This window comes from Bradyrhizobium sp. NBAIM08 (assembly GCF_020193935.1).
GTDB lineage: Bacteria > Pseudomonadota > Alphaproteobacteria > Rhizobiales > Xanthobacteraceae > Bradyrhizobium > Bradyrhizobium yuanmingense.
The window spans coordinates 151,534-166,087 of sequence record NZ_JADYVR010000007.1 but is presented as its reverse complement, the minus strand read 5'-3'; the positions used below and the strand labels follow the sequence as shown (position 1 = coordinate 166,087).

The following is a 14,554-nucleotide window of genomic DNA, read 5'->3' as shown; positions in this document are numbered from 1 at the left end:
TCCCTCTCCCCGTTCTTACGGGGAGAGGGTCGGGGTGAGGGGCTGCTTCGGCAAAGACGGTGAGAGACGGACTCGCGGAGAGTCCCCCTCACCCGGAATTTGCTTGCGCAAATTCCGGCCTCTCCCCGCGCGGGGAGAGGCGAAGAGCATCAGAACATCAGATTGTCCTTCACCAGCACCCAGCGGCCGCCCTTGACCTGCTGCACCTGGGTGATGGTGTTGGCGAGGTGGTCGGTCTTGGAGAACTTGGTGGGCGGCGAGTTGAAGATGTCGAGGAATTTCTCGCCCGACTCGAGCGCATCGAGCATCTTCTGCCCGGTGAGATCCTTGCCGGCCTTGTTGGCATAGAACGCAAACGTCATCATGGCATTGTAGCCGATGATGGCTTGCGTGTTGGCGTCGGCGTTGAACATCTTCTTGTAGTTGACGAGCCAATCCTTCACCTTGCCCTTGGCGGTGTCCTCATAAGGAATCTCGAAGCCGCTGGCAGCATAGAGACCCTCGACGGCGTCCTTGCCCAGCGCAGGAACCTCCATCACGTTCGTGGGGGTGGCTCCGAGGAAGGTGACGTCCCAGCCGAGCTTCTTGGCTTCGGTCATCGCCCCAATGGTCTCGCGCAGCACGGTGCCGAGCACGACGAGGTCGCAGCCATCTGACTTCATCTTGGCGATCTGCGCGCTGAAATCGGAGGCGCCGCGCTTGTAGCTCGTGATCGAGGCCGGCTGCGCCTTCATGGCAGTGAGCTGCTGATTGAAGCCATCGAGCACGTTCTTACCGTACTCGTCGTCCTGATGCATGATGCAGGGCTTCTTGAAGCCCTTCCACTCGATCATGTATTTCACCGCAGCCCGCGTGCTCTCGACATAAGGCAGCAAATTGTTGAACTTCAGACGCTCCTGCGGCTTGGCCGGATCGAACTTGAAGGTGAATTCGGCCGCCGTCAGCGGGAACAGCTGCAGGACACCGGCATCGAACAGGATGTCTTGCGCGGCGAGCACCGTCGGTGATCCCATCGGCCCCACCATCGCGAAGATCTTGTCGCGCTCGATCAGCTTTTGCGACGCCAGCACGGCCTTCTTCGGATCGTAGCCGCTGTCCTCGACGACCAGCCGGATCTTGCGGCCGTGAATTCCGCCGGCCGCATTGATCTCCTCGGCCGCCATCTTCATGCCGTTCGCGACCGGAACGCCCCACCCCTTGATCGGGCCTGACAGGTCCTGGTGAGTGCCGATGACGATCTCGGTTGCCGAGATGCCCTCGTTGGTGACCTTGGTTTGCGCTGCGGCCGGCAGACAGGTGAGCACCACGGCACCCACAGCAAGGCCGAATGCGCTGAACGATTTCGACATTGACGTCTCCTCTCCTAAAGGCCCGTATTGCACGAAGGGCGGGGCCACAGCTCCTTCGCTTTCCCGAAATGGACCGGCTCGTCACGCCACCGCACGCTCGCGATACATCGCCTCGATCTCGGCGGCGTAGCGCTTGTTCACGAAGCCGCGCTTCAGCTTCATGGTCGGCGTCAGCTCCTCGTCCTCGGGCGTGAGCTGGCGCTCGATCAGGTAGAACCTCTTGATGGTCTCGACGCGGGCAAAATTGCCGTTGACATGCTCGATCTCGCGCCCGATCAGGTCCTGGATCTCCCTCGCCCGGCACAGGCTGGCATAATTGGTGAAGGGGATGTCGTGATCCTGGGCGAACTTCTCAACATTCTCCTGGTCGATCATCACGAGGCAGGTGAGATAGGGCCGCTTGTCGCCGATCACGACCGCGTCGGAGATGTAGGGCGAGAACTTGAGCTGGTTCTCGATCTCGGACGGCGTGATGTTCTTGCCGCCCGAGGTGATGATGATGTCCTTCATCCGGTCGGTGATGCGCACGAAGCCCTCATTGTCGATGGTGCCGACGTCACCGGTGTGCAGCCAGCCGCGGGAATCGATCGTCTCTGCGGTCTTCTCCGGCTGGTTCAGATAGCCCATGAACAGGAAGTCGCCCTTGATCAGGATCTCGCCGGCGGGCGACAGCGCGACCTCGCCCCAGGGCACCGCGGTGCCGACCGAGCCGAGCTTGATCTTGTCCGCGGGCATCATGGTTGCGACCCCGCAATTCTCGGTCTGACCGTAGACCTCGTGCATGTCGATGCCGAGCGCCAGATACCAGCGGATCAGCTCCGGTGCGATCGGGGCTGCGCCGGTGAACGCGATTCGGCAGCGGTCGAGTCCGATCATGCGGCGGATGTTGCGGAACGCGACCAGGTAGGCGATGCGGTTGGCGATGCGCAGCGATAGCGGCGGCGCCCTGCCCTCGAGCCGGCAATCGACCATGCGGTAGCCGATGCCGATGGCGCGGCGATAGACCCATTGCTGCAGCGGCGTTGCATCCTTCAGCGCGATGGTGATGGCGGAATAGAACTTCTCCCAGACGCGCGGCACGGCCAGAAAGGCGGTCGGCTGCACCTCGCGCAGATTGTCAGGCACGGTTTCCGGGCTCTCGGCAAAATTCATCACCGAGCCGAGCGCGACCGAGATGTAATAGCCGCCGATACGCTCTGCGACGTGGCAGAGCGGCAGGAAGACCAGCCGGTTCTCGTCCTCTCGCGCAGGTATGAAGTCGTTGGCGTGCCGCATCTGGTGGGTAACGCTGCGATTGGCGTGCATCGCGCCTTTCGGCGGGCCGGTCGTGCCGGACGTATAGACGAGGACCGCGAGATCGCCGGCACTGCGGCTGTCGATCATCTCCTGCCACAGCGCTTCGCGGCCGACCATGTGGTTGCGGCCGAGCGCGCGAAACTCGTCCAGCGACATCACCATGTCATCCGAGAAGCCGCTGAGGCCTTCCATGTCGAACACGATGATCTTCTGCAAGCTAGGGCATCGCGCGCGGCAGGTGAGAATCTTGTCGAGCTGCTCCTCGTCCTCGGCGAAGATCACCTTCGTGGTGGAGTCGTTGACGAGATACTCGACCTGGGACGAAGAATCGGTCGGATAGATTCCGCTAGAGACGCCGCCGGCGCACAATATGCCCATGTCGGCATAAACCCATTCGGGCACGGCATTGGCGATGATGGAGGCGACCTCGCCGGGCATGAAGCCGACGGCGCGGAGCGCGTAGGCGATCTCTTTGGAGATCTCCAGCCATTCTCGCCAGCTCGTCGGCTGCCAGATGCCGAACTTCTTCTCGCGGATCGCCGGCCTGTCGCCCCGCGTCTCGGCGGCGCGCAAGAAGCTCTTCGCGATCGTATCAGCGACCGTCAGCACCGCCGGTCGGGCCATGCACCTCTCCTCCTTGTCGCCTTCCCTCCGCTGCCTGCCTTGCCGGCCGGTCTTTGCTCAACGTTGGGCAAGCTCATCTTACTGCCAGCTCGTCCTCACCGCCACGTCTTCTTCTTTTTCCAGCGCCGCTCGCCGCGCGCGCCGGCTTCCTTGGCGCCAAGGTAGAATTCCTGGATGTCCTGGGAATGCATCAAGCGGTCGCAGGTATCGTTCATCACGATACGGCCGATCTCCAGCACATAGCCGTAATGGGCGGTTTCCAGCGCCACCTTGGCATTCTGCTCGACCAGCAAGATCGACATGCCCTGCTCCTCGTTGACCCGGCGGATGATGGTGAATATCTCCTTCACCAGCAGCGGCGACAGGCCGAGCGATGGCTCGTCGAGCAAGAGCAGCGTCGGCCGGTTCATCAGCGCGCGCCCGATCGCGAGCATCTGCTGCTCGCCGCCGGAGAGCTGGCCCGCCGGCTGGTTGATGCGCTCCTTCAGGCGCGGGAAATAGCCGTAGACGCGATCCATGTCCTCCGCGACGCGGTCCCGGTCCTTGCGCGGATAGGCACCCATCATCAGGTTCTCGCGCACCGTGAGAAACGGGAACACCTCGCGCCCCTCGGGCACGTGGCTGAGGCCGAGCCGCACGATGCGGTCGGCCTCCATGCGCTGGATCGGCTTGCCCATGAACTCGATCGCGCCCTTCTGCGGATCGAGGATGCCGGAGATGGTCTTCAGCACCGTGGTCTTGCCGGCCCCGTTGGCCCCGAGCAGCGTGACGATGCGCCCGCGCGGCACCTCCAGCGAGATGCCGCGGATCGCCATGATCGGCCCGTAATAGCTCTCGATGTTGGAGAGCTTGAGGATGATATCCTGGGGCGTAGCGGCATCCATCGATCAGGCTCCCAGATACGCGGCAACGACGTCGGGGTGCTGCTGCACTTCAGCGGGCGAGCCCATCGCCAGCACCCTTCCGTAGTTCAGTGCGATGACGCGATCGGAGACCCGGTTGACCAGCGACATGTCGTGCTCGACCATCAGCACCGTGATGCCGAGCTCGGTTCTCATGTCCCGAATCCAGAACGACATATCGCCGGTCTCCTCCACGTTGAGACCCGAGGACGGCTCGTCCAGCAGGATCAGCTTCGGCTCCGAGCACAGCGCGCGCGCCAGCTCGATCACCTTGCGCACGCCGTAAGGCAGGCCCGAGATCAGCTTGTCGCGATAGGGTTCGAGGTCGAGGAATTCGATGACCTGCTCGACCCGGCGGCGGTGAACCTTTTCGTTGGCCCGCACGCTCGGCAGGAACAAGAGCTCCTGCCACAGCTGCGTGGTCGAATGGCGGTGGCGGCCGACCAGAAGGTTCGACAGCACGGTCGCGTTCTCGAACAGCTCGATGTTCTGGAAGGTACGGGCGATGCCGAGCTTGGCGATGTCGTAGGGCGGCTGCTCGGTGATGTCCTGGCCCTCGAAGAAGATACGGCCCGAGGTCGGCCGGTAGATCCGCGAGATCAGGTTGAAGATCGAGCTCTTGCCGGCTCCGTTCGGCCCGATGATCGAGAGGATCTCGCCCTTCTCCACCGCGAACGAGACCGCATCGACCGCCTTGAGGCCGCCGAAATGCAGCGACAGGTTCTCGGCGCGGAAATAGCTCATCGATTGCGCTCCGACTTCACGTAGATCTTCTGCCGCTTGAAGGTGGCGCGCTTGTAGAGCGGGAACAGCTGGAAGAAGAGCTTGATCTTAAGCCAGCGGCCGTAGAGCCCGAGCGGCTCGAACAGCACGAACAGCACGATGATGATGCCGTAGATCGCGCCCTTCAGGCCGTTGAGCGAGGCGAAGGCCGCGACCTTCGCCTGGATATTGCCCGCAGTCGCCGTGCCGGCGCCGAATGTCGCGGCAATGCCAGCGATGATGCCGGGCATGTCGTCCTTGAGATAGGTGAGGAACGGGTCGATCATCACGATGAAGATCGCGCCGAGCACGGCGCCGTGCAGGCTGAAGGTGCCGCCGATCAGGATCACGATGATGAACTCGATCGAGAGCTGAAGCGTGAACATCTCCGGCGAGATGAAGGAGAGCTTGTGCGCGAACAGGACGCCGGCAAAGCCGGTGATCGCGGCCGAGATCGCGAACGACTTCACCTTGTAGAGCGCGACATTGACGCCCATGCTGCGCGCCGCCGTCTCGGAATCGCGGATCGCGACGAAGGCGCGGCCCGTCGGCGAACGTAGTAGATTGAGCGTGCCGACGATGGTCAGCACCAGCACGGCAAGGCAGAGGTAATAGAAGGTCGGGCTGTCGCGCGGCACGGCGACGCCGAGCAGCGACAGCGTCTTGACCCGCATGCCCTCGTTACCGTGGGTAACGCTTTCCCATCGCGCCAGGATCTCCTCCACGATCAGGGCAAACGAGATGGTGGCGATGACGAGATAGATGCCCGTGAGGCGCAGCGCCGGAAAGCCGACCATCGCGCCGATGATGCCGGTCAACAGCCCGGCGGCGAGGAAGTAGACGGGGAACGGCACGTTGTATTTCTGCAAGTATGCCGCCGTGTAGGCGCCGATGGCGAGGAACGCCGCGTGCCCAAGCGAGGCTTGGCCGGTGAAGCCGGTCAGAATCAGCAGCGCCACGCCGACGATCGCATAGATGCAGACGAAGACGAGCTGGCTCATCAGATAGCTGGAGAGCACGTGGGGCGCGATCAGCAGCAGCGCAAGCAGGACGCCGTAGGTGACGACGTAGCCCGAATGCGGGAACAGCTTGATGTCGTCCTCGTAGTCGGTCTTGAACAGGAAGCGCATGGCGTTCAGACCTTCTTGCGGACGTGGAGGCCGAACAGGCCCTCGGGCTTCAGCAGCAGCACGGTGAGCAGCACGATGTAAGGCGCGGCGTCCTTCCAGCCCTCGGGCAGGTAAAAGCCGGCCATGCTCTCGATCACGCCGATCAGGACGCCGCCGACCACCGCGCCCGGGATCGAGCCGAAACCGCCGAGCACGGCGGCGGGAAACGCCTTCAGGCCGAGCACGAGGCCGACATTGGAGTGGATGAAGGTGATCGGCGCCAGCAGCACGCCGGCGCAGGTCGCGACCGCCGCGCTGATCGCCCAGACCACCGCCACCACGCGCTTGACCGGAATGCCCATGTAATAGGCCGCCAGCATGTTCTCGGAGCTGGCGCGCATCGCGGTGCCGAGCGTGGTCTTGTTGAAGAACAGCCACAGCAGGGTGCACAGGATCATCGTCGCTGCGATCACCGAGAGCTTGTCGTAGGCGAGCACCAGCGAGCCCATGCGCAGCACGCCCTGGCTGAAAGGCGTCTCGATCTTCAGGTCGTCGGTGCCCCAGATCATGCCGGCGACCGAACGCAGGAAATAGCCGAGACCGATCGTGACCATGATGATGGAGAATTGCGGATAGCCGAGGATCGGCCGCACCACCACGCGCTCGGCCAGCATGCCGAACAGCGCCATGGCGGCGACCGCACCGGCGAAGCCGATCCAGTAGTTCAGGCCCATCATGCCGATGAAGGTGAAGGCGAAGAAACCGCCCAGCATCATCAGATCGCCCTGGGCGAAATTGACGACTTCGGTGGCCTTGTAGACGAGCACGAAGCCGAGCGCGATCAGGCCGTAGACGCAGCCGAGCGCAACACCGCTGACCAGCTGCTGAACGAAATCCAGCATTGACGCGCGTCCTCCCCGATGCAACCGGCGTTCTTCGAGGCCGCCTTGCCGCATCTTGTGTCCAGTCGCTACGCAGTCGTTTCGCCGCGTTAGCGCCATTTGTCCGGAATCAATTCAGCCTGAACGCCCGCGCGCTGTCAACAAACGGTGACTTGTCGGGATGCCTTGCCTTTAGTCCAATCCGGTTGGCGGAATTTGCGGCAGTGCGATTCACGGTGCCGAAACATCTTCGGGTCATGGTCGCGGGCGATGCAAACCGGATGGTGTGGCCGTCATGAAGCCGGACAACTCGGCCCTGGAAGTCCGAGGGTTAACGAAGCGTTTTGACCGTCTGGCGGTCGACAGCCTCGATCTCACCATTCACGCCGGCGAATTCTACGCGCTGGTCGGCCCCAATGGCGCCGGCAAGACCACCACTTTACGCATGGTTGCGGGCCTGCTCAGGCCCGATGCCGGCGCCGTTTCGATCTTCGGCATCGATGCGCTCCAGGACACCGTCGCCGCCAAACAGGTGATGGCCTGGGTCTCCGACGAGCCCATGATCTACGACAAGCTCACCCCGCTCGAATATCTCGAATTCGTCGCCGGCCTCTGGGGCATCGCGCCGTCGATCGCGCAACCGGCCGCCGAGGAACTGCTCGATTCCCTCGGCCTCGAGGCGCATCGCCACGAGCGCTGCGAAGGCTTTTCCAAGGGCATGCGCCAGAAGGTCGCTCTCGCAGGGGCGCTGGTGCACGATCCCCGCCTCATCATCCTCGATGAACCCTTGACGGGGCTCGATGCGGTCTCCGCCCGCCATGTGAAGGGCCTGCTCAGCGCGCGTGTCCGCGCCGGCTGCACTGTCATCATGACCACGCATATCCTCGAAGTCGCCGAGCGCATGGCCGACCGCATCGGCGTGATCGCCTCCGGCCGCCTGGTCGCGGAAGGCACGCTCACCGAGCTGCGCCACCAGAACGGCCATGCCGACACCAGCCTGGAAGACCTCTTCATCGCGCTGGTGACGCTTCAGGAAGCGGCATGAGCTCGGCCACCGCGCTGTCCTGGTTTGCCCGCCACGAGCTGCGGCTCGCCTGGCGCGAATGGCTCGCCATGATGACGGGCGGGCGGCGCAAACGGGCGCGCGCCGCAATCATCGGCCTCATGTGCTTCGCCGCGCTGCTCCACCTGCCGGCCTGGGCGGTGATCGGCCGTTTCGCCGACCTGCAGTTGCCGCTCGACAAATCCTCTCTGATCGTGATTTCGGCGACGATCTTTCTCGCCTGGACCTTGATGCTGTCGCAGGCGATCGAATCCGTGACGCGGGTATTCTACGCCCGCGCCGATCTCGACCTGATCATGTCCTCGCCGGCGCGGCTGGCCAATCTGTTCTCGGTCCGCATCGCCGCGATCGCGCTGACCGTCACCGTGCTGGCGCTGCTGTTCTCGACGCCCTTCATCGACGTTCTGGTGATCGGCGGCGGCGCGCGCTGGCTGGCGGCCTTCGGCGTCGTCATTGCGATGGGCCTGTCCGCGGCGGCGATCGCGATCGCCGTCACCATTCTCCTGTTCCGGTTGATCGGCCCGGCGCGGACGCGCCTGATCGCACAGATCCTCGCCGCCATCATCGGTGCGGGTTTCGTGATCGCGCTTCAGGTCGCCGCGATCATGTCCTACGGCACGCTGTCGCGCTTCACCATCCTGACCTCGGGCAGCGTTGCCGCCTACGCCCCCGACGTCGACAGCATCTGGTGGTGGCCGGCGCGGGCAGCGATGGGCGACAGCGAGGCGCTGGCGCTGCTTCTCGCGCTCGCTCTGATCATGCTCGGCGGCGTGATGGCGATCTTCTCGCACCGCTTTGCCGACACCGCGATCGATGCGGCGGCCTACGCCACGTCCGGCCGCGTCCGTGCCAAGGAGCGCCCGTTCCGCGGCGGATCGCGCCAGCAGGCGCTGCGTCGCAAGGAATTCATGCTGCTGTGGCGCGATCCATGGCTGATCTCGCAGACCTTGATGCAGCTGCTCTATCTGGTGCCGCCGGCGCTGCTGCTCTGGCGTAATTTCGCCGACAGCTCCGCGGCGCTGACACTGATCACACCCGTCATCGTGATGGCGGCCGGACAGCTCGCCGGCGGGCTCGCCTGGCTGACGATCTCGGGCGAGGACGCGCCCGACTTGGTCGCGACCGCGCCCTTGATGCCGTCCGGCATCATCCGTGCCAAGATCGAGGTGGTGCTGATCGCGATTGCCGCAATCTTCGCTCCGCTGCTCGCGGCGCTGGCCTTTGCCTCGCCATCCCAGGCCGCAATCAGCGCGGGTGCGATCATCATCAGCGCGGCCTCGGCGACCGCGATCCAGCTCTGGTTCCGGGTGCAGGCAAGGCGCAGCCAATTCCGGCGCCGTCAGACGTCTTCGCGGCTTGCAACCTTCGCCGAGGCCTTTTCCTCGATCGGCTGGGCCGCCACCGCCGCACTGCTGCTCGCCCTTCCCCTGGCCGGCCTCATCAGCGGCCTGATTACCGCAGGCCTCGTCGCGGTCACCTGGAAGTTCAGCCCGAAGCGCGAGCAATAGGTGCGACACTGACGCGCTGTTGATCGCACCCCATTGGCGATGCTCCGAATTGCACGCTAGACTTCGCTGTGAAGTCATCGGGGACGGATCCATGCGGCGACTAGTTTTGGCGGCTATCGCGCTGTTCGGCGCATTCCTGACCCCTGCCCTGGCCCAGCAGCCACTGCGCAGCGAATGCCTGGCGATGGCCAATGCGGCGCCGCGAATCATGCCGGTCGTCTTCAGGCAGGCTGCAGCTGCGGCCGAGGTCGAGATCACCTATGCCGGCCATTCCACCTATTTCATCGACACGCCCGCCGGCTTGCGCATCGCGACCGACTATAGCGGCGCCTACCAGGTCGGGCGACTGCCCGATGTCGTCACCATGAACCGGGCGCACAGCACCCATTACACTCTCTTTCCGGACAAGCGCATTCCCCACGTGCTGCATGGCTGGAGCGAGGACGGCAAGCCGGCGATCGTGTCGCAGCGCATCAGCGACACCTTCATCCGCAACGTCACGACCGACATCCGCCGTTATTACGGCGACGATGCCGGCAGCAACATGATCCGCGACGGCAATTCCATCTTCATCTTCGAGGCAGCCGGCCTCTGCATCGGCCATCTCGGCCACCTCCATCACAAGCTCGACGACAGCCATTTCGCCCAGATCGGACGGCTCGACATCGTGATGGTGCCGATCGACGGCACTTATACCATGACGCTCGACGGCATCTCCGAGATCACCAAGCGGCTGCGCGCCTCGGTGGTACTGCCGATGCACCGCTTCGCCACCCCGCTCGACGACTTCATGCGCCGGATCGGCCAGCAGTTCGAGATCGACCGGCGCGTCGAGCGCTCCTTCCGGATGTCACGGGATACGCTGCCGACGAAGCCGACGGTGATCATCCTCGACGGGGTCTGACTCAGAATCGGAACGCATCACCCGTCAACGACTTGGTTGCTCCAAGACCCACCTCAGTCGGAGCAATCATGAGCAGACGGTTCCTGGTCATCGGCTCGTTTGCGGCCATCTATCTCCTGTGGGGTTCCACCTATTTCGCCATCACGCTGGGCTTGCAATCGATACCGCCGTTTCTGCTGATGGCCGTTCGATCGTTATGCGGCGGCATGATCTTGCTCGCCTTCAGCGGCAGGCATGTCGCGAATACCACGGGCCGGACATGGTTGCAGGCAGGCCTTTGCGGGCTGCTTTTCTTCGTCGGCTGCCACGGCGTTCTCGCCTTCGCACAACAATCGGTTCCGTCCGGCGTGGCCGCCATCGTGCTCGCCACGATTCCGTTCTGGATCCTTCTGGCGGACACGCTCTTTCCGGGCGATCAGCGCCCGCGGCCGATCGCGCTGCTCGCGCTCATCCCCGGCTTCGTGGGCGTCGGGCTCGTGGCATGGCAAAATGCCGAGCAGGCCGGCATCAGCATGCTTCCGATCGTCTGGCTGCTCGCGGCGGCGCTGTCGTGGTCGATCGGCACCGTGCTGTCGCGCAGCATGTCGCATCAAGCATCCGCGATCGCGCTGTCTGGCATGCAACTGTCGATCGGGGGCGCCGTGTTGTTCGCGATCAGCTGGCTGACGGGCGAACTGGAGAGCTTTAGACCGAGCGAGGTCTCGATGACGTCCGTTGCAGCAGCTCTTTGGCTGATCGTCTCCGGCAGCGTCATCGGCTTCGCCGCCTACAATTGGCTGCTCGAGAATGTCTCGACCTCCCTGGTCTCGACCTACACATTCGTCAATCCGGTCATCGCGGTGCTGCTCGGCACCCTCGCGCTCGGAGAGCCGTTCTCTCGCATGATGCTCGTGGGCGCGAGTCTCGTCATTGTCGCCGTTGTCGCCATCTGGCGTGCTGAGAGCTCGAGCAATCGGTCGACGCAGGCGGAGGCCGATCGTCCCATGAGACATCTGTCGCTGCGCAAGACCTGACGACCGACGGCAATTTTCTCCAAGTCGCCCGCGGCTCATCCGTGCTGAATCCTCCGCAGCAGGAGAGCAACATGAACGACTTTGCGAGACTTCTTCACGCCAGCGCACCGCATCCCGAGCACGCGGCCGCGCTTCAGCTCTACGGCCGTTTCGTCGGCGACTGGGACGCCGAGATCACCGCCTTTGGACCGGACGGCAGAAGCCACACCGCGCCGGGCGAAATCCATTTCGGCTGGGTGCTGGAAGGCCGTGCGGTGCAGGACGTCTGGATCATTCCCCGGCCAGCGGGCAGCGCAGCCTTTCCGATCGCCGGCAATTGGTACGGCACCACGCTGCGCGTCTACGATCCGGCCATGGATGCGTGGCGGATTTCCTGGTTCGATCCGGGCCGCCGCGTGTTCCGGCAGCAGATCGGCCGTCCCCGCGGCGAGGACATCGTGCAGGAAGGCACGACCGAATCCGGCGAGCTGACGCGCTGGAGCTTTACTGAGATTACCGGGGACTCCTTCCGTTGGCGTGGGGAGGTCAAGCCGGCCACGGCAGTGGACTGGCGGCTGATGGTCGAAGTAAGAGCAAGACGGCGGACGGGCTGACGAGCATACCGCATTGCTCGTGATGATGGGTGCGGTTGCGCAAGGCGCGCTGCTGCATGCGGAAATGAGGTGCTAGGCTCCCGACACAAAACATCAGGGAGCGAAGGCCGATGGCAGCAAGCGGTGTACCCGCCAACACGAGCGGGCTGTTCGTCGATCCGCGTGAGGACTGGCTGGCACTGCATCGGGAGGAGATCATCGATCCCTTGCGGCCGATCGTCGATCCCCATCATCATCTGTGGAATCGCGGGCACCGCTATCTGATCGAGGAGATGGCCGCCGACATCGCCTCCGGTCACAACGTCATCGCCACCGTCTATGTCGACTGCCGTTCGATGTACCGCGCGCATGGGCCCGAGGCGTTCCGGCCCGTTGGCGAGGTCGAGTTTGCCAACGGCGTCGCCGCCATGAGTGCGAGCGGCGGCTACGGCAAGGCCGCGATCTGCGCCGGCATCGTCAGCCATGCCAATCTGCTGCTCGGCGACGCTGCAAAGGGCGTGCTGGAAGCCGAGATCGCCGCAGGCAACGGCCGCTTTCGCGGCATCAGGCATTCCTCGGCCTGGGATGAAGATCCTGTCGTCGCCGGCATGTATGCGAACAGGCCGAAGGGATTGTTGCAGGACCCGACCTTCCGCAAAGGCTTTGCCTGCCTCGCGCCTCTCAAACTCAGCTTCGATGCCTGGCTGTTCCACCCGCAAATCGGTGAGCTCACGGCACTGGCGCGCGCCTTCCCCGACACCAGGATTGTGCTCGACCATTGCGGCGGCCCGGTCGGAACCGGCCGCTTCGCGGGCCGGCGCGAGGAGGTGTTTGCGCAATGGCGCGCCTCGATCCGGGAGATCGCGACATGCGAAAATGTGGTGGTGAAGCTCGGTGGTCTCGCGATGTGCCTGCTTGGCTACGACTTCCATTTGCGCGAGAGGCCGCCGACATCCGAGGAGCTTGCCACGGCCTGGCGGCCCTATGTCGAGACCTGCATCGAGGCGTTCGGCCCGAAGCGCGCGATGTTCGAAAGCAATTTCCCCCCGGACAAGGGCCAGTGCAGCTACCAGGTGATCTTCAACGCCTTCAAGCGTATTACCTCAAAGCTGAGCGAGGCCGACAAGACGGCGTTGTTCTCGCAGACCGCGATCGACGTCTACCGGCTCGAGCTGCCGTCATGATGAAAAGAGGGGCCGGGACCTTGATCCCGACCCCTCTTCGTCGTGGCCGCTGGGAAGCGTCCTTGAAACCCTGGTGTCCGCTTAGCCGGCGCCCATCAGCGAGGCCGGACGGCGCTCGCCGGTGGAGGCGAACATCTTCTTCAGCTTGTTGACGACGCGGATCAGGAAACCGATCATCACCGGATTGGTCTTGCGGCAGAAGGCGATCTTCTTGACGTGGCCTTCGACATGCCATTTGGCATGCGCGCCGTCGCGGAAGAAAATGACGTCGCCGGGGCCGTAGCGCTTGGGCGGCATGCCGTCGCTCTCGAGCACGATCGATCCTTCCATGATCATGATCGTCTCGTCGATGTCGTAGTACCAGTTGAAGCGGCCTTCGGTGCAGTGCCAGATGATTGTCTGCGCGGTGCCATCGGCGCTGGTCGACAGCACCCGGGAGCGGGATACCGGATTGCCCTCGATGATCCAGGACGGCTCGATCGGCCGCAGCTCGAGATCCACATTGCAACTACCGATTTCAATCAATGTGCGCGACATCTGCTTCCCCAGAAGATTTAAATATGAATGGCCGGGTCTCGGCCCGGATTGCTTCGAAAGAAGTTGGGACGCTAGTAGGCTGCTTTTAATTCTTTCTTACATGGCACTCGACAATCAGCCCCGAGTTGCGGGTGCGATACGGTTAACGTCACGATTTCCTCTGCGAATTCGCACATATGAACCTAGCTTGTCCGGGGTGCGACAAAGTGCGCGAAGTCTTGGGAAGGAGCCGCACCGATGCCCCTCACGCCGGAGATGCTGACAGCCAACAGCGAGGTCGTCGCCAGGCTCCGCAGTCTCGACGTCTCCTTCGAACCGGACGAGGAGCCCTGGTTCACCATCGACGGCGTCGAAAGTCCGCGGCACATCGGCAGTGACGACTCCGGCAGCGCGTTCGTGCTGCTGCCGTCGCAGAATGTGCTCTATGTCTCGTCAGAGGGCCGCGCGGGCATCATCGCGGAAAGTTTCGATGCATTGATCCAGCTTGTCGTTGCCCGTCCCTACTGGCGCGACATCCTCAAATTCTCCGGGGGCGGCGACCTTGCAGAGATGCGCCGCGCGGCGGATGCGCTGGAGGCAAGGCTCCAAGACGAGGATGACGTCAGCGAGGCCCGCGAACAGATCCGCGGCGCGCTCGCGCTGGCGGACGCGGACGATCCGGTTGGCGCGCTCTACGAGGCGGTGGCGGCGTCCGACGCGATCGTGCGGGCCACCGACGGCAGCCCGTTCACGACGCTGTTCAACCGCTTCAGCATCGACAACAGCCCGACCCTGCGCAACGCGGCGGCGTGAGGGGGAAGACTGACGCGAGGACGTTCACCTCTCCCTACGGGAGAGGTGGACCACGTCC

General features: G+C 63.8%; 14 protein-coding genes. 7 read left to right on the top strand and 7 right to left on the bottom strand.

The window, feature by feature from the left end; genetic code table 11:
• Positions 1 to 149 precede the first annotated feature (149 nt).
• The 6 genes from I6F37_RS24265 to I6F37_RS24240 all read right to left on the bottom strand — a co-directional run bounded on the left by I6F37_RS24265 (position 150) and on the right by I6F37_RS24240 (position 6,944).
• Positions 150 to 1,349, bottom strand: a complete 1,200-nt coding sequence (locus I6F37_RS24265; RefSeq protein ID WP_035997612.1) for an ABC transporter substrate-binding protein — start codon at positions 1,347 to 1,349, stop codon at positions 150 to 152.
• A gap of 81 nt (positions 1,350 to 1,430) precedes the next feature.
• Positions 1,431 to 3,269 (bottom strand): long-chain fatty acid--CoA ligase, encoded by a 1,839-nt coding sequence (locus I6F37_RS24260; protein WP_225152909.1) that lies wholly within the window; start codon positions 3,267 to 3,269, stop codon positions 1,431 to 1,433.
• Between the two features lie 95 nt (positions 3,270 to 3,364).
• Positions 3,365 to 4,153, bottom strand: a complete 789-nt coding sequence (locus I6F37_RS24255) for an ABC transporter ATP-binding protein (protein ID WP_225152907.1) — start codon at positions 4,151 to 4,153, stop codon at positions 3,365 to 3,367.
• Positions 4,154 to 4,156: 3 nt separating this feature from the next.
• A complete protein-coding gene (locus tag I6F37_RS24250) occupies positions 4,157 to 4,915 on the bottom strand; it encodes an ABC transporter ATP-binding protein (protein ID WP_225152906.1) in 759 nt (252 codons plus the stop codon).
• Positions 4,912 to 6,063, bottom strand: coding sequence for a branched-chain amino acid ABC transporter permease (locus tag I6F37_RS24245; protein WP_225152904.1), 1,152 nt, complete (start codon positions 6,061 to 6,063; stop codon positions 4,912 to 4,914). The genes I6F37_RS24250 and I6F37_RS24245 overlap by 4 nt, the downstream gene beginning before the upstream one ends.
• Positions 6,064 to 6,068: 5 nt before the next feature.
• Positions 6,069 to 6,944: a branched-chain amino acid ABC transporter permease gene (locus I6F37_RS24240; RefSeq protein ID WP_036021277.1), complete on the bottom strand. Its 876-nt coding sequence runs from the start codon at positions 6,942 to 6,944 to the stop codon at positions 6,069 to 6,071.
• A 274-nt stretch (positions 6,945 to 7,218) separates the two neighbouring features.
• On the opposite strand from I6F37_RS24240, the gene I6F37_RS24235 reads away from it, so the two are divergent.
• From I6F37_RS24235 to I6F37_RS24210, 6 genes are all read left to right on the top strand, one after another.
• The gene (locus I6F37_RS24235) at positions 7,219 to 7,968 is read left to right on the top strand and encodes an ABC transporter ATP-binding protein (protein WP_225152903.1); all 750 of its coding nucleotides are present in this window, start codon (positions 7,219 to 7,221) and stop codon (positions 7,966 to 7,968) included.
• A complete protein-coding gene (locus tag I6F37_RS24230; RefSeq protein ID WP_225152901.1) occupies positions 7,965 to 9,494 on the top strand; it encodes a permease in 1,530 nt (509 codons plus the stop codon). Before I6F37_RS24235 ends, I6F37_RS24230 begins: the two co-directional genes overlap by 4 nt.
• Positions 9,495 to 9,585: 91 nt before the next feature.
• Positions 9,586 to 10,398 (top strand): MBL fold metallo-hydrolase, encoded by an 813-nt coding sequence (locus I6F37_RS24225; RefSeq protein ID WP_225152900.1) that lies wholly within the window; start codon positions 9,586 to 9,588, stop codon positions 10,396 to 10,398.
• 68 nt (positions 10,399 to 10,466) lie between these two features.
• Positions 10,467 to 11,411: an EamA family transporter gene (locus I6F37_RS24220; protein WP_109142362.1), complete on the top strand. Its 945-nt coding sequence runs from the start codon at positions 10,467 to 10,469 to the stop codon at positions 11,409 to 11,411.
• Positions 11,412 to 11,482: 71 nt separating this feature from the next.
• Entirely contained in the window at positions 11,483 to 12,004 is a 522-nt protein-coding gene (locus I6F37_RS24215) for a hypothetical protein (protein ID WP_036021294.1), read from the top strand.
• A 110-nt stretch (positions 12,005 to 12,114) separates the two neighbouring features.
• Positions 12,115 to 13,167: an amidohydrolase gene (locus tag I6F37_RS24210; protein WP_225152898.1), complete on the top strand. Its 1,053-nt coding sequence runs from the start codon at positions 12,115 to 12,117 to the stop codon at positions 13,165 to 13,167.
• A gap of 81 nt (positions 13,168 to 13,248) precedes the next feature.
• On the opposite strand, the gene I6F37_RS24205 is transcribed toward I6F37_RS24210, so the two are convergent.
• Complete coding sequence (locus I6F37_RS24205; RefSeq protein WP_036036523.1) at positions 13,249 to 13,704, bottom strand: cupin domain-containing protein; 456 nt, start codon at positions 13,702 to 13,704, stop codon at positions 13,249 to 13,251.
• A gap of 237 nt (positions 13,705 to 13,941) precedes the next feature.
• Here I6F37_RS24205 and I6F37_RS24200 point away from each other — a divergent pair, with 237 nt between their 5' ends.
• Positions 13,942 to 14,496, top strand: coding sequence for a hypothetical protein (locus tag I6F37_RS24200; RefSeq protein WP_225152896.1), 555 nt, complete (start codon positions 13,942 to 13,944; stop codon positions 14,494 to 14,496).
• Positions 14,497 to 14,554: the final 58 nt, after the last annotated feature.

Bases quoted from the DNA above. Each gene is read 5' to 3' on its own strand.
- I6F37_RS24265 (WP_035997612.1), bottom strand. From the start codon at position 1,349: ATGTCGAAATCGTTCAGCGCATTCGGCCTTGCTGTGGGTGCCGTGGTG.
- I6F37_RS24260 (WP_225152909.1), bottom strand. From the start codon at position 3,269: ATGGCCCGACCGGCGGTGCTGACGGTCGCTGATACGATCGCGAAGAGC.
- I6F37_RS24255 (WP_225152907.1), bottom strand. From the start codon at position 4,153: ATGGATGCCGCTACGCCCCAGGATATCATCCTCAAGCTCTCCAACATC.
- I6F37_RS24250 (WP_225152906.1), bottom strand. From the start codon at position 4,915: ATGAGCTATTTCCGCGCCGAGAACCTGTCGCTGCATTTCGGCGGCCTC.
- I6F37_RS24245 (WP_225152904.1), bottom strand. From the start codon at position 6,063: ATGCGCTTCCTGTTCAAGACCGACTACGAGGACGACATCAAGCTGTTC.
- I6F37_RS24240 (WP_036021277.1), bottom strand. From the start codon at position 6,944: ATGCTGGATTTCGTTCAGCAGCTGGTCAGCGGTGTTGCGCTCGGCTGC.
- I6F37_RS24235 (WP_225152903.1), top strand. From the start codon at position 7,219: ATGAAGCCGGACAACTCGGCCCTGGAAGTCCGAGGGTTAACGAAGCGT.
- I6F37_RS24230 (WP_225152901.1), top strand. From the start codon at position 7,965: ATGAGCTCGGCCACCGCGCTGTCCTGGTTTGCCCGCCACGAGCTGCGG.
- I6F37_RS24225 (WP_225152900.1), top strand. From the start codon at position 9,586: ATGCGGCGACTAGTTTTGGCGGCTATCGCGCTGTTCGGCGCATTCCTG.
- I6F37_RS24220 (WP_109142362.1), top strand. From the start codon at position 10,467: ATGAGCAGACGGTTCCTGGTCATCGGCTCGTTTGCGGCCATCTATCTC.
- I6F37_RS24215 (WP_036021294.1), top strand. From the start codon at position 11,483: ATGAACGACTTTGCGAGACTTCTTCACGCCAGCGCACCGCATCCCGAG.
- I6F37_RS24210 (WP_225152898.1), top strand. From the start codon at position 12,115: ATGGCAGCAAGCGGTGTACCCGCCAACACGAGCGGGCTGTTCGTCGAT.
- I6F37_RS24205 (WP_036036523.1), bottom strand. From the start codon at position 13,704: ATGTCGCGCACATTGATTGAAATCGGTAGTTGCAATGTGGATCTCGAG.
- I6F37_RS24200 (WP_225152896.1), top strand. From the start codon at position 13,942: ATGCCCCTCACGCCGGAGATGCTGACAGCCAACAGCGAGGTCGTCGCC.